A 24,543-nucleotide genomic window follows, 5' to 3' on the forward strand; every position below is an offset into this window, starting at 1 on the left:
ATTGTTCTAATCAATAGTATTTAATACCATTAATAATTAATTAACCTTATTATTGAAGTTTAATAATATCAAAAGTTTTCTTCAATAATTTATTTATGGAGAAATATGTAAATGGAACAAGATTTAAATTGTGAACTTATACAGTCAATTTTCCAGTTAAAAAAAATGATGCACAAAGGTTTTGGTTTTGATCCTGCTCATAAAAAAATTTCAGCTACTGAACTTATTATTATGAATGAGATTATTCATAATACAAAAGATCCTGAAGGTAATGTTAAAATTTCCGATATTAAGGGTTTCTTATCTTTTTCAAAAGGTGCTGTGTCTCAAAAATTAGCTTCATTAGAGAAAAAAGGATATATTCAAAGAACTATTAATAAAAATAATCGAAGAAATATTATAGTTACTTTAACTCCTGAAGGTCATAATTTAATGAAACAGCATTATGCCGGATTCACAAATAAATTAAGTCAAATTATAAGCCGTCTTGGTGAAGATAATGTAAAGCAAATGATTTTACTTATAAATAAAATGATTGAAATCACTGAAGATATTAATAATGAAGCAACTCAAGATAAATAGAAGTTGTACTAATTTTAAATTTTAAAAAAATAAATTGGAAAAAATATAAATAATTATAAATACTCCTATCTCTATTTATTTCTTATTATTGAATTATAAATATTATTTATTTTGGTTTTATTAATGGAAAAAAAGTAGATGGGTTATTATTTAAGGAGACAAATTTAAATGATAAAGATATTCAAGTATTTAAAGCCAAAAGAATGGTTTATGGCTGCTATAAGCTTGATTTTTATAGTTTTACAGGTATGGTTATCCCTAAAATTACCTGACTATATGTCTGAAGTAACGCGCTTAACTCAAACAGCTGGAAGTGAGATGAAAGATATTTGGCTTAATGGTGGCTATATGCTTTTATGTGCTTTAGGTACTGTTTTTACTGCAGTGGCAGTAGGTTATTTTGCAGCAAGAATTAGTGCATCTTTTTCGCAAAGATTACGTAGCTTATTATTTAATAAGGTAGAATCTTTCTCTATGGAAGAGATAAATAGATTTTCAACTTCAAGCTTAATTACTCGTTCAACAAATGATATTACTCAAATTCAAATGTTTATCGTTATGGCTTTGCAATTAGCAATTAGAGCACCGATTATGGCTGTATGGGCAATTACAAAGATTGTTGGTAAAGGGACTGATTTTGTTTTAATTGTTGCAATTGCGGTTTTCATTGTTTTATCTATGGTATCAATCTTGATGGTTAGAGTAATTCCTAAATTCAAGAAAATGCAGATTTTAACTGATAATATAACAAGAGTTACAAGAGAAAACCTTTCTGGTTTAAGAGTCGTAAGAGCATATAACGCTGAAGACTATCAAGAAGAAAAGTTTGAACAAGCAAATGAAGATTTAACAAGTACTCAGATGTTTACAAACAGAGCTATGGCAATCATGATGCCTGTTATGACTATTATAATGAACGGTCTTTCCCTTGCAATATATTGGGTTGGAGCATATTTAATTAATGCCGCTTCTATGATGGATAAATTAACTATTTTCTCAAATATGGTTGTTTTCTCTAGTTATGCAATGCAAGTGATTATGTCTTTTATGATGTTAGTAATGATTTTTATTATGTTACCTAGAGCTGAAGTAGCAGCAAAACGTATTAATGAAGTTTTAGATACTGAACCAAAAATTAAAGACGGTAAAAAGACAGCAAAAGATACAGATATAAAAGGCGAAATTGAGTTTAAAAATGTTAGCTTTGCTTATCCAGATGCCGCAGCACCAGTACTTCAAAATATTAATTTTAAAGCAAAGAAAGGTGAAACTGTAGCATTTATAGGTTCCACTGGTAGTGGAAAAAGTACCTTAATTAATTTAATACCTAGATTTTTTGATGCAACAGATGGCGAAGTCTTAGTTGATGGGGTTAATGTTAAAGATTATCAATTAAAAGAACTTTTAAATAAGATAGGATATGTTTCTCAAAAATCAGTTTTGTTTAAAGGTACAGTTGAATCAAATGTAGCCTATGGTGATAACGGAGTTAATGATTATAGTCAAGAAGCTGTAAAAAAAGCTATTGAAATTGCCCAAGCCTCTGAATTTGTTGATAATATGGATGGTGGTGAAAAAGCTCCCATCTCACAAGGTGGAACAAATGTTTCTGGTGGTCAAAAGCAAAGAATTTCTATAGCAAGAGCTGTTTGCCGTAATCCAGAAATCTATATATTTGATGATTCTTTTTCTGCCTTAGATTATAAGACAGATAGAGTTTTGCGAAGTGTTCTTAAAAAAGAAACCTCTAATGTAACTAGCATTATAGTTGCTCAAAGAATTGGAACTATAATTGATGCTGATCAAATCATTGTACTTGATGAAGGTAAGATTGTAGGAACTGGAACACATAAAGAATTATTGAAAAATTGTGATGTTTATAAAGATATTGCAATGTCTCAATTAAGTGAGGAAGAGTTAGTATCATGAGTGAAGATAAAGTAAAAACATCAAGCCATTCTCAAACAAGAGTCATGCGTGGCCCAGGTGGTGGTCATGGTGGTATGATGGCAAGTGGAGAAAAGGCAAAAGATTTTAAAGGCTCTTGGAGTAAATTAATTAGTTTTAGTCATAAATATTTACCAATAATTATAACAGCACTAGTTTTAGCTGCTATTAGTACAGTATTACAAATTGTTGGTCCCAATAAATTAAAAGATATGACTAATGAAATAGTTAAGGGCTTGCCTGCCTTAGTTAACGGAGCTCCAATAGTTGGTTCTATAGATTTTACTGCAGTATTTAATATAGGAATTATTCTTGCAATATTTTATGCAACATCAGGGATTTTAGCTTTTTCTGAAAACTATATTATGGCAACAATAACTGCAAAAATAGCTAAAGAATTAAGAACTGGAATTTCAACAAAAATTAATAAATTACCTTTTAAATATTTTGATAAAGTTAGTTATGGGGACGTTATAAGTAGAGCAACAAACGATGTAGATGCTATTGGGCAAACTCTTTATAGAAGTTTAGATAGCTTAGTTAGAGCAATTACAATGTTTGTTGGTGCTTTGATAATGATGTTCTATAATAGCTGGATCTTAGCTTTAGTAGCAGTAGGTTCTATATTATTAGGCTTTGTTTTAATGGCATTAATTATGTCTAAGTCTCAAAAATATTTTAATGTTCAACAAAAAGGTCTTGGTGATATGAATGGTCATATCGAAGAAATTTATACAGGCCATAATGTAGTTAAAGCATATAATGGTGGAGAAAAAGCAAAAGCTGAATTTGAAAGAATTAATACTTCTTTATATGAAAGTGGTTGGAAATCCCAATTCTTATCAGGCCTTATGATGCCAATTATGAACTTCATTGGGAACTTTGGTTATGTTGCTGTATGTATCGTTGGTGCAGTATTAGCTATGAATAATACAATTTCATTTGGTGTTATTGTAGCTTTTATGTTGTACATTAGACAATTTACACAACCTTTATCTCAAGTAGCACAAGCTATGCAACAATTACAAAGAACTGCAGCAGCAAGTGAAAGAGTTTTCGAATTCTTTGATGAAGAAGAATTAAGTGATGAAAGTCAAAAACTAGTAAGATATGAAAATATCAAAGGTGATGTTGAATTTAAAAATGTACATTTTGGATATGAAAAAGATAAACCAATTATTAAAGATTTCTCAGCAAAGATAAATGCAGGACAAAAGATAGCAATCGTTGGTCCAACTGGTGCCGGTAAAACTACAATGGTAAATCTTCTTATGAGATTCTATGAAGTAGATAGTGGTGAAATTTTAATTGATAATGTACCAATAAGTCATGTTCCAAGAGAAAGTGTTCATGAACAATTCTGTATGGTATTACAAGATACCTGGTTAATTGAAGGTTCTATTAAAGAAAACATTGTTTATAGTAAAAAAGGTGTAAGGGATGAAGAAGTTGTTGAAGCTTGTAAATTAGTTGGCTTGGATCATTTTATAAATACTTTGCCAAATGGCTATGATACAATTTTAAATGATAAAGCAAATTTATCAGCTGGACAAAAACAATTAATCACAATAGCTAGAGCTATGATTCAAAATGCTCCATTATTAATTTTAGATGAAGCAACTAGTTCCGTTGATACTCGTACAGAAAAACATGTACAAGAAGCTATGGACAAATTAACAGTTGGTAGAACTTCATTTGTAATAGCACACCGACTATCAACAATTAAAAATGCCGATTTGATTTTAGTTATGAAAGATGGTGATATTATTGAAAGTGGAACTCATACTCAATTATTAGAAAAAGATGGTTTCTATGCTGATCTATATAATAGTCAATTTGAGTTAGCTAGTTAATAAAATTATTATACTTATTTAGATATAATATGCTTTGCTTTTGCAGAGCATATTTTTTGCCGATTACAAATATTAATTTTTCCTTGACAGTTGAGATATATAGAGTAGAATATAAACATATACACACGTATGTATATTTTTTTTAACAATTATATACACACGTATGTACAAAACAAAAAGGAGTCGATAAATGAAAAAGGTATTAAGTATTTTTTTAGTAACTTTAGTTTGTATGGCAACCATATTTGCTTCAGGAGAAAAGGAAGGAACTGTTGAGGGAAAAACAGTAATCAAAGTAGCAAATTATGCCTTACTTGAAAGTGGTTATGAACAATTTTGGAAAGATGTAGAAACTAATTTTGAAAAAGCAAATCCTAATATTGATATTCAATGGGTTAGTGCACCATATGGTGAAATTATGAATCAAGTTATAAATATGGCAGGTGGCGGTGATAAAGTTGATGCAATATTTAGTGAAATAGATTGGATTCCTGGGTTTGAAGATGCAGGATTAGCAGCTCCAATTAGTGATATTTTACCAAAAGAATTTTTAGATCAATTATATCCTGATGTAATGAAAGCTTTTGAAATAGATTCAGTTGCTTATGGTGTTCCATTATATATATCCCCATATGTATTATATTATAATAAAGCTTTATTTGAAGCTGCTGGATTAGATCCAAATAAGCCACCAAAAACTTATGATGAAATGCTAATGATGGCTAAAGAATTATCAAAATTAAAAGATTCAAATGGAAATAAAGTATATGCTTTTGGTCAAACTACAGCTTCTGTTCCTGTATCAGGAAGTAGTATTAATGCTATGATTTTTAATTTTGGTGGAAGTGTTTTAGATGATAATGGTAATCTTTCTGTAGATAACAAAGGTTTTAAAGATGCTATCACAATGTTAAAAACATTAGATGATTATTCTTATAATCCTCAAAATGCTAAATTAAAAGACTTAAGAAATTTATTTGCTTTAGGCCAATTAGCTATGTATTATGATCAAAGTTGGGGATTCAATGGAGTTAGAACAATTAACCCTGATGCAGAAAATTTCTGTGCAAGTGCAGCACCTCTATCAGGTGGAAACGGTTCAGGACAATCCCTATTACAATCCCATTGTTTTATTTTGGTTGATAATGGTGATCAAAGAAAAGCTGCTTTAAGTAAATTTGTTCAATATGTTATTTCTGCTGATGTATTAGGCGATTATTTATCTAATTTAACTCCTGCATATCCTGCTATAAAGAGCATGGAAAACATGGATAGTATTATAAATAATCCAGTATTAAAAGGTGCAGCAGAATCTGCAAGTAATGTAAAAGCACAACCTTTTATTCCTCAATTGAAAGATGTTAATTTAGAATTATGTACTTTAGCTCAAGCTGTAACAGTTGGTGATGAAGATGTACAAACTGCTATTGAAGAATTCAAGAATAGAACTCAAGTTAAATTAAGTGAATAGATTATATAAAGGGTTCTTTGGTTTTCTTAGAACCCTTTTTTGGAGTTATAATGAGAAAAAGTAATCAGAAATTATCAAATAATAGTTATTCATTTGTACTGACAATACCAGCAACATTTTTAACTTTTATTTTTATAATTATTCCCATAATTCAATCATTGATAATGAGTTTTCAAAAGTATGGGGTAAAAAATATAATTAGTGGCAAGCCAGGAGTTTGGAATAATTTTAGAAATTATACAAAGTTGTTTGAATCTCATCAAATTCCTGAAGCAGCTTATCATACTTTATGGTTTGTGCTATTTGTTATAATTTTTCAATTTATTATTGGAATGGCATTAGCTTTAGTTTTAAATAAAAATTTTAGAGGTTCAAGATTTTTCAGATCAGTTATGATGACACCTTGGGTTGTTCCAACAGTTATCTCTGGACTTATTTGGATGTGGTTATTTCAACCTCAATATGGATTTATTAAATATTTTGTTTCAATAATTAGTGGTGGAACTATAACTGACCTAGCAGTATTGAATAACCCTAAAACAGCTTTAGGTGGTATTGCAATAGCGGCTTTATGGAAACAAATTCCTTTAACAACTTTATTATTGTTAGCGGGGTTACAAAATGTTCCTAATAGTACTATTGAAGCGGCAACTATAGATGGAGCTGGAGCAATAAGACGTTTCATATCAATCGTTTTACCTTATCTTGCTCCAGTAATTAAAATCGCAATGTCTATGGCCATTATAGAAAATTTCAAACAATTCCCATTGTTTTGGACTATGACAGGTGGAGGCCCAAATGGATCCACTACAAACTTTGCAATTTTAAGTTATAGGGAAGCATTTGTTTCAATGGATTTAGGTTCAGGTGCTGCAGTAACAACAATTTGGATGTTGATGATGATTCTAATTGTTGGAATTTATCAAAAGAGCTTTAAAGTTCAGGATATGAGTTAGGAAATTAAATTATGAAAATGAATAAATTATCAAAGGCTATAAGAGCAATTGTTTTATTAATAATTATGCTTTTTTTATTATTTCCTATTTATTGGATGCTTGTAACTTCATTCAAAACTAATATGGAAGCTTATTTATATCCACCTTCTTTTTTCCCAAAGAATTTTGTGTTAGATGGATTTAGAAATTTATTTACAGAAAACAATGAATTTTTTGTATATTATTTTAACAATTTTTTAGTTTCTTTTATTAGTGCTATTATAACTTGTTTCGTTGCAATTTTTGCTGGTTATTCTATTGCAAGATTTAATACAAAATGGTCAAAAGTTTTTGTAGCAATTTTATTATCATCACAAATGTTTCCTATTATTTCTAGAATGATTTCTCTTTATTCCATGATGTCAAAAATGGGAATTATAAATACCAGAACAGGCCTTATATTAGCAATTGTTGCGGCTCAAGTACCTTTTTGTTGTTTGTTGTTATCAAGCTTTTTTATAAATATTCCAAAAGAAATTGAAGAAGCAGCAGAAATTGATGGTGCTTCTCGTAATACAATTTTATTTAAATTATTAACACCTTTAGTAACACCAGGTATTTTAGCTGTTGGAATATATGCTTTTTTGATGACTTGGGATGATTATCTACATGCAGCTACATTAATCCAGAGTGACAATTTAAGAACTTTGTCTGTTGGAATAAGTTTAAGATATTTAGGTGAATTATCATATGATTGGTCTTTGATTAATAGTATTTCTGTAATTGGAACTTTACCAATGGTTCTAGTATTTTTCTTTTTCCAAAAGTATATGGTTAAGGGTTTAGTTGCAGGTGCCGTTAAAGGTTAATTTTTAATTTGGAGAATATGATGAAAGAGAAAAGACAAATAGTATTTGTAATGACTGATACAACTAGATGGGATATGCTTGGATGCTATGGAAATAAAAACATAAAAACTCCGAATCTAGATAATTTGGCAAAAGAAGGCGTTAAGTATAATAAAACTTATACTACACAACCTGTTTGTGGTCCTGCAAGAAGTGCAATATTTACTGGTTTATATCCTCATTCAAATGGAGGAATTACTAATACAGTTGAATTAAGGGCTGGAGTAAAAACAATAGGAGAATATTTAAAACCAAAAGATATTTGTAGTGCTTTTATTGGTAAATGGCATTTAGATGGTGGAGATTATTTTGGAAATGGTATCTGCCCAGAAGGATATGATGAAGATTATTGGTATGATATGCGATGTTATATCAATGAACTAAATGATGAAGAAAAGCTTAAAAGTAGAGACGAGGGGACATCATTAAGAGATGGAGGAATTAGTGAAGACTTTACATTTGCTCATAGAGTAAGCAATCGAGCTTTAGATTATATAGATAAACATTGTGATGATGATATGTTTTTATGTGTAAGCTACGATGAACCTCACCAACCATATTTATGTCCAGAACCTTATGCTTCTATGTATGAAAATTATGATTTTCCTAAAACTCCAAATTATTATGATAATTTAGAAAATAAACCCATGTATCAAAAATTATGGGCTGGAAAAACTCTATATGAAGATAAAGATGACTTAGTATTACGACCTCAATTATTCTTAGGCTGTAATAGTTTTGCTGATTATGAGATTGGTAGAGTACTAGATAAAGTTAAAGAAAAAATGCCTAATGCAATGGTAATTTTTACAAGTGATCATGGAGAAGCTTTAGGTTCTCATTCCTTAAACTTAAAAGGAGCTGCAGTATATGAAGAGATATCGCATGTTCCATTAATAATAAAGGGTGGGAAATATATGAAATCTCCTACTAATTTTGAATATGATCATGTTACCTCTCATATAGATTTAGTTCCAACTATTCTTGATTATTTTGATATTTCTCTTCCTCCTATTTTAGAGGGATTAAGTATGAGAAGTATTATTGAAACTCCTAATGAAAATATACTTAGGGATACTGTTTTTTGTGAATTCCATAGATATGAAATTGACCATGATGGGTTTGGTGGAATACAATTTATGAGAAGTGCTATAAGTGATGATAGAAAATTAGCAATACATTTATTGGACAATATTGATGAATTGTATGATACTAGTAAAGATAAATATGAATTAAATAATTTAATTGATGATGAGAATTATTTTGAAGATAGAAATAAATTACATAAAAAAATCTTAGATTGGATGAATGATACTCGTGACCCATATAGAGGCTATCAATGGAAATGCCGTTATTGGAATGATGAAAAACCAAATTGGGATTGTGATGGGTATACTAGACAAAAGCCAACAGCAAAAGATGAAATTAAACAATTAGATTATGATACAGCTCTTGAGATTAAAGAGAATGTTAGATATAAGATAAAAAAACAACTGGTTTAGAGGCGTTATGAATAAAACTATAAAAAGAGTTACTAGAAAAGATGTTGCAGAAAGAGCAAATGTATCTCCAACAATAGTTTCATATGTAATTAATAATAATAGATATGTTGATGCTGAAAAGAAAAAAAGAGTCCAACAAGCATTAATTGACTTAGGCTATAAACCTAATGCTATGGCGAGAGCTTTGAAGGGCAAACAAAGTAATCATATTTTATTTATTGTTGATGATTTACAAAGCGAACACTTTAGTAAAATTATGAAGCAAATGGATAATTGGGCTTTTGAAAATAACTATTTTATTTCTCTTTGTGAGAGTAGAAACAGTGATAGTTTTGTAAACCAGGTTTATCAAAGATATTTTGATGCAGTACTAATTGCTTCAGGTACTTTTAAACAAAAATATATTCAAGAGTTAATTGATACAAAAATTCCAGTTGTTATATTAGAGATGAGAAAATATGATAAATTAAAAGGTGATTTTGGTCTAATTAACACCGGTTTATATGAGGGATCTCGTTTATGTTGTAAGACATTAATTGAAAAATCTCGCAAGAAAATTGTTTTTGTTGATAGTTTTAAAACACTTTCTTTTGCTAAAAGTTCTAAAGATGATTTTAGATATAAAGGGTTTATTGATGAGTTAAGTGCAAATAATTATGTTGAAAATATAAATTATAAAATAATAAATAACTGCAAATCTGAAAAAGAATTATCATTAGAATTAGATAAAATAATAGAATCAGGATTTAAAATTGATGGAGTATTTGGAAGAACTGATTCTGTGGCGATTCAAGCTATGTATAAGTTAATAGAAAAAGGATATAAAGTTCCAAAAGATTGCTCAATAATTGGTGTAAATAATGCAAGAATATCAAGATATACAACACCTCAATTATCCACTTTAGATATTGATAGAGAAGCAATTGGTAAAGCTACAATAAGTATTTTAGAAAAATTATTTAATAATGAGAATGATATTGAATATAATATTTCATTAAAAACTAACTTAATTTACCGTGGAAGTCTATAAGACTTGTTTTTAATTTTATTTGTAGCTAGTATACTTCAAATATGGCTCAATTAGATAAAAATAGTTTACGATTCTCAAATAAATATTTATTTGTCTTAATTTTACCTTTGCTAGGAGAACAGTTTTTTTCCATTTTAGTTGGTATTATTGATTCAATAATGGTTTCCTCCTGTGGCGAAGCAGCTATTAGCGGGGTATCATTAATTGACACAATTTATTTCTTATTTTTTTATTTAATATCAGCTTTTGCAACTGGTGGAGCTGTTGTTACAAGTCAATATTTAGGAAGAAGAGACTATGATTGTGCAAAAGGAGCCGCTAAGCAATTAATATATATTACTTTGCTTTTTGGCCTTTTAATTGCATTAATATTTATTCCTATTCAATCACAAGTAATTTCTACAATATTTGGAGATTTAGATAAATCCGTATTTGATCAAAGTCTCATTTATTATGATTATGTATTTTTATCTATTCCTTTCTTGTGTTTATTTTCCTCTGGTTCAGCACTTTTTAGATCAGTGGGAAACAGTAAAATTTCTTTGCAAGTTTCAATATTGATGAATGTTTTAAATGTGATTTTAAATGCTATTTTTATTTATGGTTTAGGCTTTGGAGTTCGAGGTGCTGGTATTGCAACTTTAGTTTCAAGAATGGTTTCAGGCCTTTTAATGATAGTCTTTATTACAAAAATGGATACTGAGTTAAAATTAGAAAAATTATATAAAGTTAAATTTAATTGGGAATGCTTAAAGAAAATTTTTGCTATAAGTTTACCAAATGCTATTGAAAATAGTGTTTTCCAATTTGGTAAAATAGCGGTACAAAGTTTAGTTGCTAGTTTAGGAGTAGCATCAATTGCTGCAAATGTTGTTGTTGGTAATTTGTGCACTTTTGCTAATTTGCCTGGAGTTGCAATATCTTTAGCTTCCACTACAATCATTGGTCAATGTTTAGGGGCTGGAGAAAAACAACAAGCAAAACATTACACAAAGATACTATTAGCAATATCCATTATTTCTATATCTTGCTTCTCTTTTATTTTGATATTAATTAGAAATCCTGTAATTAAATTATATAATTTATCATTGAATGCTGCTTCTTTATCAAGTAATGTAAGTTTTGTTGTATTAATAATGACTGCAATTTTATGGAGTTTTGCTTTTGCTACTCCAAATATTTTAAGATCAGCAGGAGATGTTAAATATACTCTATTGTGGTCTTTAGTTAGCCTCTTTGTTTTTAGAATTTCGGGGGCATATATTTTTACTCAAGTTTTAAATTATGGGTTAATGGGTATTTGGCTTGCAATGATTATTGATTGGATATGTAGATCTACTTGTTATTTAACCAGACTAAAAGGTAATACTTGGCTGAGTAAACAAGTTATTTAATTTCATTTAATTAGCAATTTAATATTGCTAATTTTTTTTGCTCTTTTCTTTAAGAAAAAAATAATGTTGACAAATTCAAAATTGTCTATTAGTATTCAAATACAAAGTTTGTATACAAATTTTTATTTTGTATACAAATATTAAAGGAATAATATGAGTGAGTTTGTAGATAGTGCGACATTAATTTTTGAAACACTAAAAAAAGAAATATTAAGTTTAGAAATAAAACCAGGAGAACCAGTAATAGAAGCTGATATATGTAAACGTTTTTCTGCGTCCAGAACCCCTGTTCGAACAGCATTTCATAGATTATCCGATGCTGGTTTATTAGAAACTGTTAGATATAAAGGCTCTAGGGCTCCTTTGATAAATCAAGAAATCGTAAGACAATTAATCTTTATGCGTATTGCAATTGAAGAAAAAGTTTTACTCGAATATATAGACCTTTTTGATCAATATTCAATCGCTGATGCATATAACGCATTAAAGAAACAGGAATTAAGTTTAGAAATTGGTGATTTTTCAATACAACAATTTTATAAAGAAGATGCAGATTTTCATAAAATTTGGTTTCAAAGATGTGATAAGTATTATTTATGGACATTATTACAAGATTTAAGCATTGATTATACTCGATTTAAAACTTTAGATATTGTTACTAAAGAGCCTTGCGCTGAAATTTTAAAAGAACATAGAAATATGTTAGAAGCTATAGAAGCAAAAAATAAAGACGAAATAAAAAATTTAATTAAAAAACACTTAGAGGGTGGAATAAGAAGACTCGCATTAATGATGGAAACTGAATATGCATCTTATTTTATTCGTTAAGTAAAAATTTGGAGGATACAATGGATATTCGCTATTCAACTGGAAAAGAACCTTTTAAAACAATGACAACTGAACAACTAAGAGAAGAGTTCTTAATTCAAAACATTTTTATTGAAAATGACGTAACTGCAACATATTCTCATGTTGATAGAATAGTTACTATGGGTGCTATGCCTACAGACAAAGAAGTAGCAATTGATAAAAACATCGATGCAATGAGTGATTTTGGTGTTAATTTCTTTTTAGAAAGAAGAGAACTAGGAATTATCAATATTGGTGAAAAGGGCGCTGTTAAAGCAGATGGTAAAGAATATGTTTTAAATCATTTTGATGCTTTATATTTACCAAAAGGAACAAAAGAAATTTTATTCTCTAGTGCTGATAGCAAAGCTCCTGCAAAATTCTATATGAATGCAGCTCCAGCTCATACTGCTTTCCCTGCAAAATTAATTACATTAGATGATGCTAAACATTTACATTTCGGTTCAGCTGCAGAATGTAATGAAAGAACAATTAATCAATATATCCATCCAGATGTATTAGATACTTGCCAACTTTCAATGGGCTTAACTCATTTAGTTGAAGGTTCTGTTTGGAATACAATGCCAGCTCATACTCATGAAAGAAGAATGGAAGTTTATTTCTATTTTGATGTTCCTGAAGATCAAGCTGTATTCCATTTAATGGGTGAACCATCACAAACAAGACATATTGTAGTTCATAACGACGAAGCTGTAATTAACCCAAGTTGGTCAATTCACTCTGGTTGTGGAACTAAAAACTATACTTTCATTTGGTCTATGGTAGGTGAAAATAGAACTTATACTGACCAAGACTGGATTAAAACAGAAGACTTAAGATAGGAGAATTATTATGAGCGTTAACTTTTCTTTAGAGAACAAGGTAGCCTGGGTAACAGGAGCATCCTATGGTATTGGATTTGCAATAGCATCAGCATATGCAAAACAAGGAGCAAAGATAGCTTTTAATGATATTAATCAAGCATTAGTAGAAAAAGGTATTAAAGCATACAAAGAAATAGGAATAGAAGCAAAAGGGTACGTATGTGATGTAACAAAAGAAGCTGAAGTACAAGAATGTGTAAAAGCAATAACCAAGGATCTAGGAAGCATAGATATATTGGTTAACAATGCAGGTATTATAAAAAGAGAAAGCATGTTAGATATGAAAGTTGAAGACTTTAGAAAAGTAATAGACGTAGATTTAAATGCACCATTTATAGTATCAAAAGCAGTATTACCACAAATGATAGAAAATGGACATGGAAAGATAATCAACATCTGTTCAATGATGAGTGAGTTAGGCAGAGAAACAGTATCAGCATATGCAGCAGCAAAAGGCGGCTTAAAGATGCTAACAAGAAATATCTGTAGTGAATTTGGTGAATATAATATACAATGTAATGGTATAGGACCTGGGTATATAGCAACACCACAAACAGCTCCATTGAGAGAAAAGCAAGCTGATGGCTCAAGGCATCCATTTGATTCCTTTATAATAGCAAAAACACCAGCAGCAAGATGGGGAACACCAGAAGATTTGATGGGTCCAGCAATATTTTTAGCTAGTGATGCATCGGATTTTGTAAATGGTCATGTCTTGTATGTTGATGGTGGTATTTTAGCTTATATCGGCAAACAACCTCAATAAAATCTGATTTTACTCAACATATGATTTTAACTAGCTAATGAAGGATGATATTCATTAGCTAGTTTTTGTCTAAGGAGGTATGTGTGAGAAAACTCTTTATTGTTTGCATCTTTGTAGTTTTTCTGTTTAATGGTTGTAAGGAAAACTATGAAAATGAACTCTTAAGCGACGATACTGTTGTCTTAAGATATGCAGAAACAGAAAAAAAAGGGACATATTTATCTAATATAAGTGATTATTTTGCTCAATTAGTTCAACAAGAAAGTGATGGTAAAATAATTATAAAAGTATATTATGAAGGCGAATTGGGCTCAGAAGAAGAAGTTTTAACTCAATTGCAATTTGGTGGAATTGCTTTAGGCAGAGTTAATGTTTTAGCTGTATCAGAGCAAGTACCTTCTTTTATTACTAGTTTTTCTAAATTAATTGGTAACTCTTTTGATAGTTTTTTAGATTATATTGAAAATAATGATAATTATAATTTTGCTTTTCAAAATGAAAAGTTGTGTCCTTTAACAATTTTACCTCCAAGTAAAAGATGTATTTATAGTGATGAAAATATTGATTTTAATAATTATAGTCAAATAAGAGTTGGAATTGATAATTCTCAAATGTATCAGAATTTCTTACAAAGGTGGGATATTAATCCTATTTTTATAGGTAATATTGCAACATTCCCTTCTTTAAGAAATGGATTTATTGATGCAAAAGAATCTACTTTATCTTCTTTTGTTAATTGTGATGAATATCCATATATACAAGAAGTTGCGATTCTAGATCATGTTACTCTTCCTTCCATTATATTATTTAGTAATGAAGTCTTAAATCAGTTGTCTCGTGACGAAGTTAAAATATTAGAAGAGTGTGCTATTAAAACTTTAGAATATTCTAAAAATTATATTGCTCGAGAAGAATACTTAGCTATAGAGCAAGTAGCTAGAGATAAAAACATGAGGAGGTTTTAATGAAACGTACTCATGATTCAATATTTTTCTCCGTTGGTAACCAAATTAATTCTTTTTTAATATTAATATTTATTTTAGTAGTAGCTTTCTCTCTTTTTGTTAGAACTACTATGTTTGATTATATTAAAAAAAGTTCTAGTAATAATAATATTTCATATGAAATCATATCTCTTAAATCAAATATTTCAGCTTGTAATGAAAGTCTAAATATGTACCTTAGAACAGGAAATAGACAAAAATTAAATGAATTTAATATTGCAAGTGATAAATCAAAAGAAATAATTGGTGAATTAATTCAGTCTATTAATGATAGTGAGAATTTATATTTATTAAAATCAATTGAAACTTCTTTTAATAACTATTTTCTTGAAGGCTGTGCTGCATCTTTTAACTATAATACTAATAACTATGAGTATTATAGTAAAATGTACTTAGCTGAAATTATTCATGATTATTTACAAAAATATTGCGATGAATTATTAAATAATTTGATATATAGCGAAAGACAAACAAACCAATTTTTAGATAATAGTTTTCATCGTTATTCAACTTTTCTGATTTCTTTTTTAATAGCTTTTTTCATTTTCTTAATAGCCGTGTTTGTGCATATATATTCTAATATTACTCATCCTCTTATGTTATTGGTACAACAAGCGAAGAAAGTATCAAAGGGTGAATTACAAGCAAGAGTTAAAGAATTAAAACGTGATAATTCTATGGGTCTTCTAATTCATACTTTTAACAAAATGGTTGAAGATATTAAGAATATGATGCATGAGGTAGAAAAGAAGGTTACTCTTGAAAAGGAACTAGTTGAACAACAAAAAAAGAATGAAGAAAATTTAAAATTATTAAACCAAGCGCAGTTTTTAGCATTGCAATCACAAACAAATCCCCATTTTTTATTTAATACTTTAAATTCAATTTCAAGGATGATTACACTTGAAAGAAATGATGATTCATTAGTTATGATTGATTCTTTATCTAAATTATTAAGATACAATTTATCAGATGCTTCAGAACCTGTTTTATTAAAAGAAGAGTTAGATATTACAAGTGAATATATTAAAATACAACAAAAGAGATTTAATGAAAGATTAAAATATTTTATTTGTGTCCCTCAAGAATTACAAGATGAAGTCTTTTTACCTAAATTTACTCTCCAACCGTTAGTTGAAAATGCAATAGTACATGGTTTGGAGCCTAAAAAGGAAGGTGGAATAATTAGGATAAATGCTAGAGTAAAAGAAGATTTTGTAATTTTAGAAGTTGTAGATAATGGAATTGGCATAGAAGATAAAATAATCAAAGCTTTTGAGAATAGGGAAGAAATTTTTTGTAAAAATAGGAAGCATTTAGGCTTATCAAATACTCGAGATAGAATTGAAATTTTTTCTGAGACTAACGATTCTTTTAAGATTGAGAGAACAATTTTTGGTGGAACAAAAATTATTATTAAATTAAAAACAGATAGGGAGATTACAAAATATGTATAAAATATTAATTGCTGATGATGAAGCTTTAGAAAGAAAAGCTCTAACTTTGTTTTTAGAAAGATCTAATTTACCTATAGATACTATTTTAGTTGCAGAAGATGGTAATGATGCTTTTGTAAAGGTTGTTTGTGATAAACCAGATATAATTGTTTTAGATATTAATATGCCAGAGATGTCAGGTATTGAAGTCTTAGAGAAAATTAGAAATGAAAATATAGAGGCTAAGGTAATTATATCAACGGCTTTTGATGAATTTGATTATGCTGTTAAAGCTTTAAAACTTGGAGCTATAGATTTTTTAGTTAAACCTGTTCAGAGAAAGACTTTTTTAAATGCAATTGAAAAGACAATAGAGAGACTAAGAATTGAAGAAAAAAATAAGAGTAAGATGCAACAATTAGATAATGTAATTGAGTATTTTAAACAAAACCCTGTTGAAAAAAATATTAAAAATGATGAGGCTATTCCATTAGCAGTATTATCTATAAAAGAATATATTGAAAAACATTATACTGATTATATAAGTTTGGATGAAATAATTAGTGATTGTGGATATTCGAAATATCATATTTCACGTTTATTTAAGAATTATATGAACTGTACAATTATGGAATATTTATTAGAACATAGGATTAATATGGCTAAGAAATTATTAAAAGATACTTCAAAATCTATTAAAGAAATAGCTGGTGGAATTGGGTATAGTGATCCTAATTATTTCAGTCTGATTTTTAAAAGAGAAGAAGGTGTTAGTCCTATTCAATATAGGGCAGCACAAAGATAATTTATTTATCTATAAGATATTGCTGCTTTAGCAATATCTTATAGATTTAAAGCAATATGCTCTAGTGTGCGATTTGAAAACCCATTTTAACCTATATCTACTTTTAGGAGGATCTTATGTTTAAGAAATTATTATTGATCTCAATGGCATTGTTAGTAAGTACATCAATGCTTTTCGCTCAAGGTGGCAGTGAACAGGCAAGTTCAAATGGGGGACCTGATAAGGTTTATACAATGCAAATCGCTCATGCTCAACCTACTACTAATCCACGTCATATTTCTCTAGAACATTTCAAAGAAATTGTTGAAGAAAGAACTAATGGTGGAATCAAAGTTGAGTTATATCCAGCTGGTCAATTAGGTACAGAAAAAGAAATGTTAGAACAAGTTTGTTCTGGTGTTATTCAAGGTATGAGAGGTGGACAAATGGACTTTGTTCCAAAACTTTTAGTATTTACTCTACCTTTCTTATGTGAAAATAGTGAACAAGTTACTCGCTTAATGAATAGTGATTTAGCAAAAGATATCTGTTCTTCAAGTAAAGAAGACGGTGCTTTGATTTTAGGTCTTGGTGATGCTGGTGGATTTAGACAATATTCAAATAATGTTAGACCAATTCATACTCCTGCTGATTTAAAAGGCTTAAAAATGAGATCAAACGGTATGGATACTATTGATAGAACATTTAAAGCATTAGGTGCTTCTGTTGTATCAGTTCCTTATTCTGATTTATATATGGCATTAAAAACTGGTGTAGCTGATGGTCAAGAAAATCCATGGGTTAATGTTGAAGGTATGAAATTCTATGAAGTACAAAAATATTTTACAGAATTAAATTATCAATTCCATCCAGATCCATTCTATGTAAATCTTGATTGGTATAATTCTCTTCCAGCTGAATATCAAGAAGTATTAGAACAAGCAACTAAAGAAATGATGGAAGTTAATAACCAAGCAATTGCAGATAACCAAGCTAAGGCAAGAAGTGTTGTAGATGCTAATTGTGAAATTTATACTCCTACAAAATCTGAATTACAAGCATTTAAAGATGCAACAGAAGTAGTATATCAACAATATATTGATGAAGGTTTATTAACACAAAGTGAACTAGATCAAATGAGAGCTATTGTTAAAGGTAATTAATAATTAAAGCTGAACAATTGTTTTAACCGGCCCTATATGGGTCGGTGTTATTAAGATATTGGAGGTGTATTATTAATAGTCTAAAAAATATCTCAAAGAAAATATATAAAATATATTTTGGTATAGGTGTCTTTGCTGTAGCTTTAATCGCTTTTTGTGTAATTTTTTCAGTTATTGCTAGATACTTTTTTGGCATTTCATTTTTATTTCTAGAAGAATTTATTACAACAGTTTTTGCATTTACCACTTTCTGGGGAATGGGAATTTGTGTGATGGAAGATGAACATGTTGCAATTTTATCTATTTATGAAAGATTTAGTCCAAAATTTAAAGTCTTTGCAACAATTTTTAATTATATAGTTATGATAACCGTAGACATGGCAATGATTATATATGGTTTTAAATATACTGCTAAATTTGGGCATCAAATTTCAATGGGTATGGAAATACCAATGAAATATATGTATGGAATTATTCCAATTGGTTGTTCAATAGCCTTAATAACAATGTTGGTTAAGTTTGTTGAATATTTACTTAGTATAAAACAAAGGAGTAAATAATATGGCAGTAATATTTTTGCTATTATTCTTAATAATTTTTGCTTTAATGGGTACTCCTTTAGCTTTTGCTATTGGCGCTTCATGTATGAGCTTTATTCAGTCATTTAATCCAAATTTCATGCAAATGTTACCACAAAGAGTTTGGGGTGGTGTTTTTTCATTTGTTATGGTTGCTATGCCATTGTTTATGTTAGCTGGGGAATTGATGAATACTGGTGGTATAACAAAAAGAATTGTTGATTTTTCAATGTATTTAGTTCGTCCTTTCCATGGTGGATTAGGGGAAGTTAATATTATAGCATCAATGATTTTTGGAGGAATTTCAGGATCTTCTGTAGCAGATACTTCTGCTTTAGGGTCAATATTAATTCCTTCAATGGAAAAAGAGGGGTATCCATGTAAATTTGCATCCGGTGTTACTGTTGCTTCTTCCACAATGGGTATGATAATTCCTCCTTCTGTTCCAATGATTGTTTATGCTATGGCATCAGGAGCCTCAATTGGTAAATTATTTGTTGCTGGATTAATCCCAGGAGTTTTAATTGGGCTTTCCCAATTGATAGCAGTAAATGCAATCTCAATTGAAAAAGGTTATCATCCAGAAAAGACACCTTTTGTTAAGAAAGAATTTTTACATACAATGTTATATGGCATTCCAGCTATATTAATGCCAGTAGTAATTGTTGTATTTGTATCTTTTGGTATTTGTACAGCTAGTGAATCTGCAGGGATTGCTGTGTTATATTCATTATTGATTGGGTTTTTCTTTTATAAAGAATTAACAGTCAAAGATGTAATTAATGCTTTAAAAAAGACTTTAGTATCATCTGCAGCAATTATGATTATCATTGGTTTTACAACTATATTTACTTGGTTGTTAACTATTGCCAATATTCCAAGTCAAATTGCAGCTTTCTTTTTGGCTTTAGAATTACCTGTATGGGGTTATGCATTAATATTTGATTTGGTAATTTTAATTATTGGTACATTCATTGATGTAACACCAGCAATTTTATTATTAACTCCAATTTTACTTCCAGTTATGGAATCTGTTGGTATTTCAGCATTACAATTCGGAGCTATGTTAATTACTGGTTTAGCTATTGGATTAGTAACACCTCCTGTTGGAATGTGTTTAAATGCCTGCACAAAAATAACTAAAATGCAAATTGTAGAAATATTTAAAGGGGCTCTTCCTTTTATAATCTGTAATGTAGTTGTACTAATTTTGATTAGTTTATTCCCAGTATTTACAACTTTCTTACCATCATTGATGCATTAATTATTAAAGCATATGAGATATTTATTTCTCATATGCTTGTTTGAATTGTGATGGATTAATATTAAATCTCTGGCTAAAAACTTTGGAAAAATAAGCTGAATCCATATATCCAACGGCTTTAGCACTATCTTTAACACTAATACCTTCTTTTAATAATTCTTTTGCTTTATCTAGTCTTATATTTGTTAAATAATCTATGAAACTAATATTGTTATAAGTTTTAAATAATTTTGAAAAATATTTTGTGTTCATGTTTAACAAGGAAGAATAATACTCCATAGTTAATTGTTTATTATAATGTATTTCAATCTCTTTTTTTATAGCTAAAAATATTCTTTGATATCTATCACGTCTGTCTTCTATTAAAGCTTTTACAGCATTATCAATCATATTAAAGAAAGTGATTTCAATTTCTACTACTGATTTATGAGGCTTAGAGATAGTGAAAAAAGGTATTTTTTTAGTTAAAACATGATGTAATATTAATACGTTTTGATAATAAGTTTCTAAAAGGGCATTCTTTTCAAGATGGGAGATAGAATCATAAAATTTATGAGCTATTTCTCTTGCCTTTTTTTCATTTAAATCAAATATTGCAGTTTCTATTTCATCTATATAATTAATTGAGGAATTGTATAGTATGTTTTCATCAATATTGTTAAATTCATGTATTGTTTCATTATTTGTTCTAGCAATATTGTAAGCTATTGAGGCTTCCCTAATAGATCTAGGTAGTTCTTCAATTGATGTAAATACACTACCAATAGCAATTGTAATTTTGTTAAATTTGGAACTCATTATAGCATTAGTATTATAATTTAATTGTTTAAAAAATTTGCTTTTATTTTTTGGGAAAACAATTATGGTAGTTCTATCGGTAGTTGGAAAATAATAAAATCTACTGTTAATAAATTCCTTTTGGGTAAAAAAATGTTTTAACCTGTCTATATTAACTTCACTAACAATTAGGCTAACTCCTTCAAAAAAAGTATCAACTTTCAAATTGAAATATTTTTTTAATACTTTTGAATCTATTAAGCCATGTTTCATTGAAGCAAAAAATGAACGGGAGAATTGATTTATTACAGTTTTAAATTCTTCATTTTTTGTTGAGGTTTCGATTTCTTTTTTTTCGATAAAATCTTCTAAAACTTTATATAATTCTTTTTTATTAATTGGTTTTACTAGATATTCTAGAACACCAATAGATATTGCTGATTTAGCATAATCAAAATTGCTCCATGCAGTTAAATAAACAATAGGGGTAACTCTATCAGTCTCTCTAATAATATTTCCAACTTCAATACCATTAATTAATGGCATTTTTATATCTAGAATTATAAAATCAACAGATTCTTGATTATATATCTGAAGAGCTTCTTTCCCGTTTTTTGCTTTTAATACATTGAAAGGAAGTTCTTTTTTATTAATTAAAAATTCAATTGCATCACGCTCTAATTGTTCGTCATCTGCTATTAATAAGTTATACATTATTTTCCTCAAAAGGTATTTGAATTTCGACTTTACAGCCTCCAAATTCATTTAATGGTTTAAAATTGATAGTTGCTTCATTTTTAAAATATATATTTAATCTTTCGATAATATTAGAAATTCCTATATTATGGCCTTTATTATTTGTTTCGATATTATTGATTGTATTGGTAGGATTTTTGAAACCAATACCTGTATCACAAATATTAATAATTACTTGGTTTTTATTTTTGTAAGCTTCTATATCTACACGGCCACCTTCTTCTTTAGGCTCTATTCCATGGTTAATAGCATTTTCAACTAAAGGTTGTAAAATTAGTGGTGGAATTAATACTGTTTTACATAATTCCCCACATTTAATTGTGTATTCTAATCTTTCTTTAAATCTAGCTTTTTGTATTTTTAAGTATTGTTTTATAAAAAATAATTCATTTTCTATAGTTATTTCATCTTGATGTTCTAAAGAATATCTAAATATAACACTTAAGCTTTCTATTAATTTACCTGTTTGTTCTGCGTTTTCAAATAGAGCCGTTAATTGGATAGTATTTAACGTATTAAATAGAAAATGTGGATTTATTTGAGCTTGAAGAGATCTAAATTTTGCTCTCTCAAGTTCTTTTTGTAGTTTTAATTGATCTATTTCTTTTGTGTGGATTTCTTTTTCAAGAATACTGTTTTCATTTATTAAATCTAATCTGTCTTTTAAAGAAGTTGTCATATTTTTAAGTGATTCTTCTAAAAAGACTAATTCTTGAGGGCCTTCTATTATTTTATGTTCATTATCAAAATTACCTTCAGATATATCTTTTGCTGTTTTTACCATTTCATCTATAGGGTCCAACATTCTTCTTGTAGTTCTGGAGGTTGAAATAATATAACCAAGTAATAAAATACCAAATAAAATTATTGAAAATAATCTTAAGCTTTTTAGTTGTTGAGCTCTAGCTTCCATAATCTCAACATTTTCTTTTACCATAGCTAATAAATATTGGTTTGTTAAATATTTATATATATAGTCATAGGTATTACTAATTCTATAATAAATCTTATAAAATTCAGCATCATTATTTAAGGAGTCAGAATTTAATTGGTTCAATAATTCATTTATAGTATTTTTACCATTAATTATCCCACTATTTAAGAAATATCTTGTAGGGGAATCTTCATATTCAATTTGTAATTTTTCAATTTCATTATCTATATTTAATAAGATAGTTTTTTGTTTAAGTAATAATTCTTTTTGCCTTTGAGGAACTTTAGATGTTCTATATTCTTCAAGTAAAATTCTACTTTGTTCTATTTCTGTGATTATATTATGTACTAATAAATTTTCGCTTGAGTTTTTTTGTTCTTCATTGAAAATTGTATATATGTAGTTAAAAAGAAATAATGATATGACGAAGAAAATTACTACGGTAAAAAAGTTGTGCTTAAATAGTAATTGGTGTATGTTCTGTCTTTTATTAATTTTTCTTTTAATAGTTAAATTCTTAAAGATTTTTTTAGCCATAATTTATTATATCATGGAAAATTATTATTAAAAATTCAATAAACTTGTAAAAAAGGAAAAATAAAGGTGAAAAAAGGAATTTTTTCTCACTATGCAATTAACAGTTTATAAACAAATAATAATGTATAAATTGATAGAAAAATTATGGAGGACATAAGTTTTATGAAAAAATTGTTAACTCTAGCAGTTTTAGCTCTTGTAGCTATTACTCCTATGTTTGCTCAAGGTAGCGATGAGGCACAAAAAAGTGATAGCCCTATTGTATTAAGATTAGCAGATAACCAACCTATTGGATATCCTACAGTTGTTGGTGATGAAAAATTTGCTGAATTAGTTGAGGAATATTCTAATGGTAGAATTAAAGTTGAAGTATATCCTCAAGCAACATTAGGCGATGAAAAGTCTTGTATTGAACAAGTTCAATTTGGTGGGATTGACTTTACTCGTGTTTCAATTAGCCCTTTAGCTTCTTTTAACCCTTTATTAAATGCTTTACAAATGCCTTACTTATATAGAAATGCTGATCATATGTGGAACGTTTTAAATGGTGAAATTGGAGACTATTTCTTACAATCAATGGAAGACAGTGGATTCGTTGGTTTAACATATTTCGATTCTGGTGCAAGAAGTTTCTATAATACAATTAAACCTGTTTATACTGTTTCTGATTTATCAGGTATGAAGATTCGTGTTCAAGAATCAGATTTAATGATGGGTCTTGTTGAAGCATTAGGTGCAACTCCTACTCCAATGAGTTATGGTGATGTTTACTCAGCTTTACAAACAGGCGTTATTGATGGTGCAGAAAATAACTGGCCTTCATATGATTCTTCAAACCATTATGAAGTAGCTAAGTTCTATTCAATTGACCAACATACACGTGTTCCTGAAATGCTATTAGCTTCAAAGACAACTATGGATAAATTAAGTCAAGAAGATCAAGAAATCATCAAGAAAGCAGCTAAAGATTGTCAAGCAACTCAAATTGCAGCTTGGGCAGAATATGCACAAAAATCACAAGAAAAAGTTAAAGCTGCTGGTTGTCAAATTAATGAAATTACAGATCAAGCTGAATTCGCAAATGCAATGCAACCTCTATACGACAAGATGTTAGATGCTGATGGAAAAGCTTGGGTAGCAAAGATTAGAGCAGTTAAATAATAATTAATTAGCTTTTTAATTGAAGGGG

At 28.7% G+C, this 24,543-nt stretch carries 21 protein-coding genes; 19 read left to right on the forward strand and 2 right to left on the reverse strand.

Annotation, left to right across the window (positions count from 1 at the left end; all coding sequences use genetic code 11):
• The first annotated feature begins 111 nt into the window (after nucleotides 1-111).
• The 18 genes from ACZ5RS_RS05030 to ACZ5RS_RS05115 all read left to right on the forward strand — a co-directional run bounded on the left by ACZ5RS_RS05030 (nucleotide 112) and on the right by ACZ5RS_RS05115 (nucleotide 20,350).
• Nucleotides 112-582 carry a MarR family winged helix-turn-helix transcriptional regulator gene (locus tag ACZ5RS_RS05030; RefSeq protein ID WP_464638081.1) on the forward strand — a complete coding sequence of 157 codons (471 nt, stop codon included), beginning with the start codon at nucleotides 112-114 and terminating at the stop codon, nucleotides 580-582.
• 168 nt (nucleotides 583-750) lie between these two features.
• A complete protein-coding gene (locus tag ACZ5RS_RS05035) occupies nucleotides 751-2,511 on the forward strand; it encodes an ABC transporter ATP-binding protein (RefSeq protein ID WP_464638083.1) in 1,761 nt (586 codons plus the stop codon).
• Nucleotides 2,508-4,382 carry an ABC transporter ATP-binding protein gene (locus tag ACZ5RS_RS05040; protein WP_464638085.1) on the forward strand — a complete coding sequence of 625 codons (1,875 nt, stop codon included), beginning with the start codon at nucleotides 2,508-2,510 and terminating at the stop codon, nucleotides 4,380-4,382. Before ACZ5RS_RS05035 ends, ACZ5RS_RS05040 begins: the two co-directional genes overlap by 4 nt.
• Nucleotides 4,383-4,572: 190 nt before the next feature.
• Nucleotides 4,573-5,853, forward strand: coding sequence for an ABC transporter substrate-binding protein (locus tag ACZ5RS_RS05045; protein ID WP_464638087.1), 1,281 nt, complete (start codon nucleotides 4,573-4,575; stop codon nucleotides 5,851-5,853).
• 50 nt (nucleotides 5,854-5,903) lie between these two features.
• A complete protein-coding gene (locus tag ACZ5RS_RS05050; RefSeq protein ID WP_464638089.1) occupies nucleotides 5,904-6,809 on the forward strand; it encodes a carbohydrate ABC transporter permease in 906 nt (301 codons plus the stop codon).
• 11 nt (nucleotides 6,810-6,820) lie between these two features.
• Nucleotides 6,821-7,657: a carbohydrate ABC transporter permease gene (locus tag ACZ5RS_RS05055; protein WP_464638091.1), complete on the forward strand. Its 837-nt coding sequence runs from the start codon at nucleotides 6,821-6,823 to the stop codon at nucleotides 7,655-7,657.
• Nucleotides 7,658-7,677: 20 nt separating this feature from the next.
• Nucleotides 7,678-9,198, forward strand: coding sequence for a sulfatase-like hydrolase/transferase (locus tag ACZ5RS_RS05060; protein ID WP_464638093.1), 1,521 nt, complete (start codon nucleotides 7,678-7,680; stop codon nucleotides 9,196-9,198).
• Between the two features lie 7 nt (nucleotides 9,199-9,205).
• The gene (locus ACZ5RS_RS05065; RefSeq protein ID WP_464638095.1) at nucleotides 9,206-10,228 is read left to right on the forward strand and encodes a LacI family DNA-binding transcriptional regulator; all 1,023 of its coding nucleotides are present in this window, start codon (nucleotides 9,206-9,208) and stop codon (nucleotides 10,226-10,228) included.
• A gap of 41 nt (nucleotides 10,229-10,269) precedes the next feature.
• Entirely contained in the window at nucleotides 10,270-11,622 is a 1,353-nt protein-coding gene (locus ACZ5RS_RS05070) for an MATE family efflux transporter (RefSeq protein WP_464638097.1), read from the forward strand.
• 153 nt (nucleotides 11,623-11,775) lie between these two features.
• Complete coding sequence (locus tag ACZ5RS_RS05075; protein WP_464638099.1) at nucleotides 11,776-12,450, forward strand: GntR family transcriptional regulator; 675 nt, start codon at nucleotides 11,776-11,778, stop codon at nucleotides 12,448-12,450.
• 20 nt (nucleotides 12,451-12,470) lie between these two features.
• Nucleotides 12,471-13,313 (forward strand): 5-dehydro-4-deoxy-D-glucuronate isomerase, encoded by an 843-nt coding sequence (gene kduI, locus ACZ5RS_RS05080; RefSeq protein WP_464638101.1) that lies wholly within the window; start codon nucleotides 12,471-12,473, stop codon nucleotides 13,311-13,313.
• Nucleotides 13,314-13,323: 10 nt separating this feature from the next.
• Nucleotides 13,324-14,121 carry a gluconate 5-dehydrogenase gene (locus tag ACZ5RS_RS05085; RefSeq protein WP_464638103.1) on the forward strand — a complete coding sequence of 266 codons (798 nt, stop codon included), beginning with the start codon at nucleotides 13,324-13,326 and terminating at the stop codon, nucleotides 14,119-14,121.
• 83 nt (nucleotides 14,122-14,204) lie between these two features.
• The gene (gene dctP, locus ACZ5RS_RS05090) at nucleotides 14,205-15,086 is read left to right on the forward strand and encodes a TRAP transporter substrate-binding protein DctP (protein ID WP_464638105.1); all 882 of its coding nucleotides are present in this window, start codon (nucleotides 14,205-14,207) and stop codon (nucleotides 15,084-15,086) included.
• Complete coding sequence (locus ACZ5RS_RS05095; RefSeq protein ID WP_464638106.1) at nucleotides 15,086-16,582, forward strand: sensor histidine kinase; 1,497 nt, start codon at nucleotides 15,086-15,088, stop codon at nucleotides 16,580-16,582. Before dctP ends, ACZ5RS_RS05095 begins: the two co-directional genes overlap by 1 nt.
• Nucleotides 16,575-17,366, forward strand: coding sequence for a response regulator transcription factor (locus tag ACZ5RS_RS05100; protein WP_464638108.1), 792 nt, complete (start codon nucleotides 16,575-16,577; stop codon nucleotides 17,364-17,366). Before ACZ5RS_RS05095 ends, ACZ5RS_RS05100 begins: the two co-directional genes overlap by 8 nt.
• Before the next feature lie 116 nt (nucleotides 17,367-17,482).
• The gene (locus tag ACZ5RS_RS05105; protein WP_464638110.1) at nucleotides 17,483-18,508 is read left to right on the forward strand and encodes a TRAP transporter substrate-binding protein; all 1,026 of its coding nucleotides are present in this window, start codon (nucleotides 17,483-17,485) and stop codon (nucleotides 18,506-18,508) included.
• A 44-nt stretch (nucleotides 18,509-18,552) separates the two neighbouring features.
• Complete coding sequence (locus tag ACZ5RS_RS05110) at nucleotides 18,553-19,068, forward strand: TRAP transporter small permease (RefSeq protein ID WP_464638112.1); 516 nt, start codon at nucleotides 18,553-18,555, stop codon at nucleotides 19,066-19,068.
• A 1-nt stretch (nucleotide 19,069) separates the two neighbouring features.
• Nucleotides 19,070-20,350 (forward strand): TRAP transporter large permease, encoded by a 1,281-nt coding sequence (locus ACZ5RS_RS05115; protein ID WP_464638114.1) that lies wholly within the window; start codon nucleotides 19,070-19,072, stop codon nucleotides 20,348-20,350.
• 21 nt (nucleotides 20,351-20,371) lie between these two features.
• On the opposite strand, the gene ACZ5RS_RS05120 is transcribed toward ACZ5RS_RS05115, so the two are convergent.
• Both ACZ5RS_RS05120 and ACZ5RS_RS05125 read right to left on the reverse strand, forming a co-directional pair.
• Nucleotides 20,372-21,841 carry a response regulator transcription factor gene (locus tag ACZ5RS_RS05120; protein WP_464638116.1) on the reverse strand — a complete coding sequence of 490 codons (1,470 nt, stop codon included), beginning with the start codon at nucleotides 21,839-21,841 and terminating at the stop codon, nucleotides 20,372-20,374.
• Nucleotides 21,834-23,354 carry a sensor histidine kinase gene (locus ACZ5RS_RS05125; protein WP_464638118.1) on the reverse strand — a complete coding sequence of 507 codons (1,521 nt, stop codon included), beginning with the start codon at nucleotides 23,352-23,354 and terminating at the stop codon, nucleotides 21,834-21,836. The genes ACZ5RS_RS05120 and ACZ5RS_RS05125 overlap by 8 nt, the downstream gene beginning before the upstream one ends.
• A gap of 162 nt (nucleotides 23,355-23,516) precedes the next feature.
• Here ACZ5RS_RS05125 and ACZ5RS_RS05130 point away from each other — a divergent pair, with 162 nt between their 5' ends.
• Nucleotides 23,517-24,515 carry a TRAP transporter substrate-binding protein gene (locus ACZ5RS_RS05130; RefSeq protein ID WP_464638119.1) on the forward strand — a complete coding sequence of 333 codons (999 nt, stop codon included), beginning with the start codon at nucleotides 23,517-23,519 and terminating at the stop codon, nucleotides 24,513-24,515.
• Nucleotides 24,516-24,543 lie beyond the last annotated feature (28 nt).

The organism is Pleomorphochaeta caudata, from assembly GCF_055395745.1.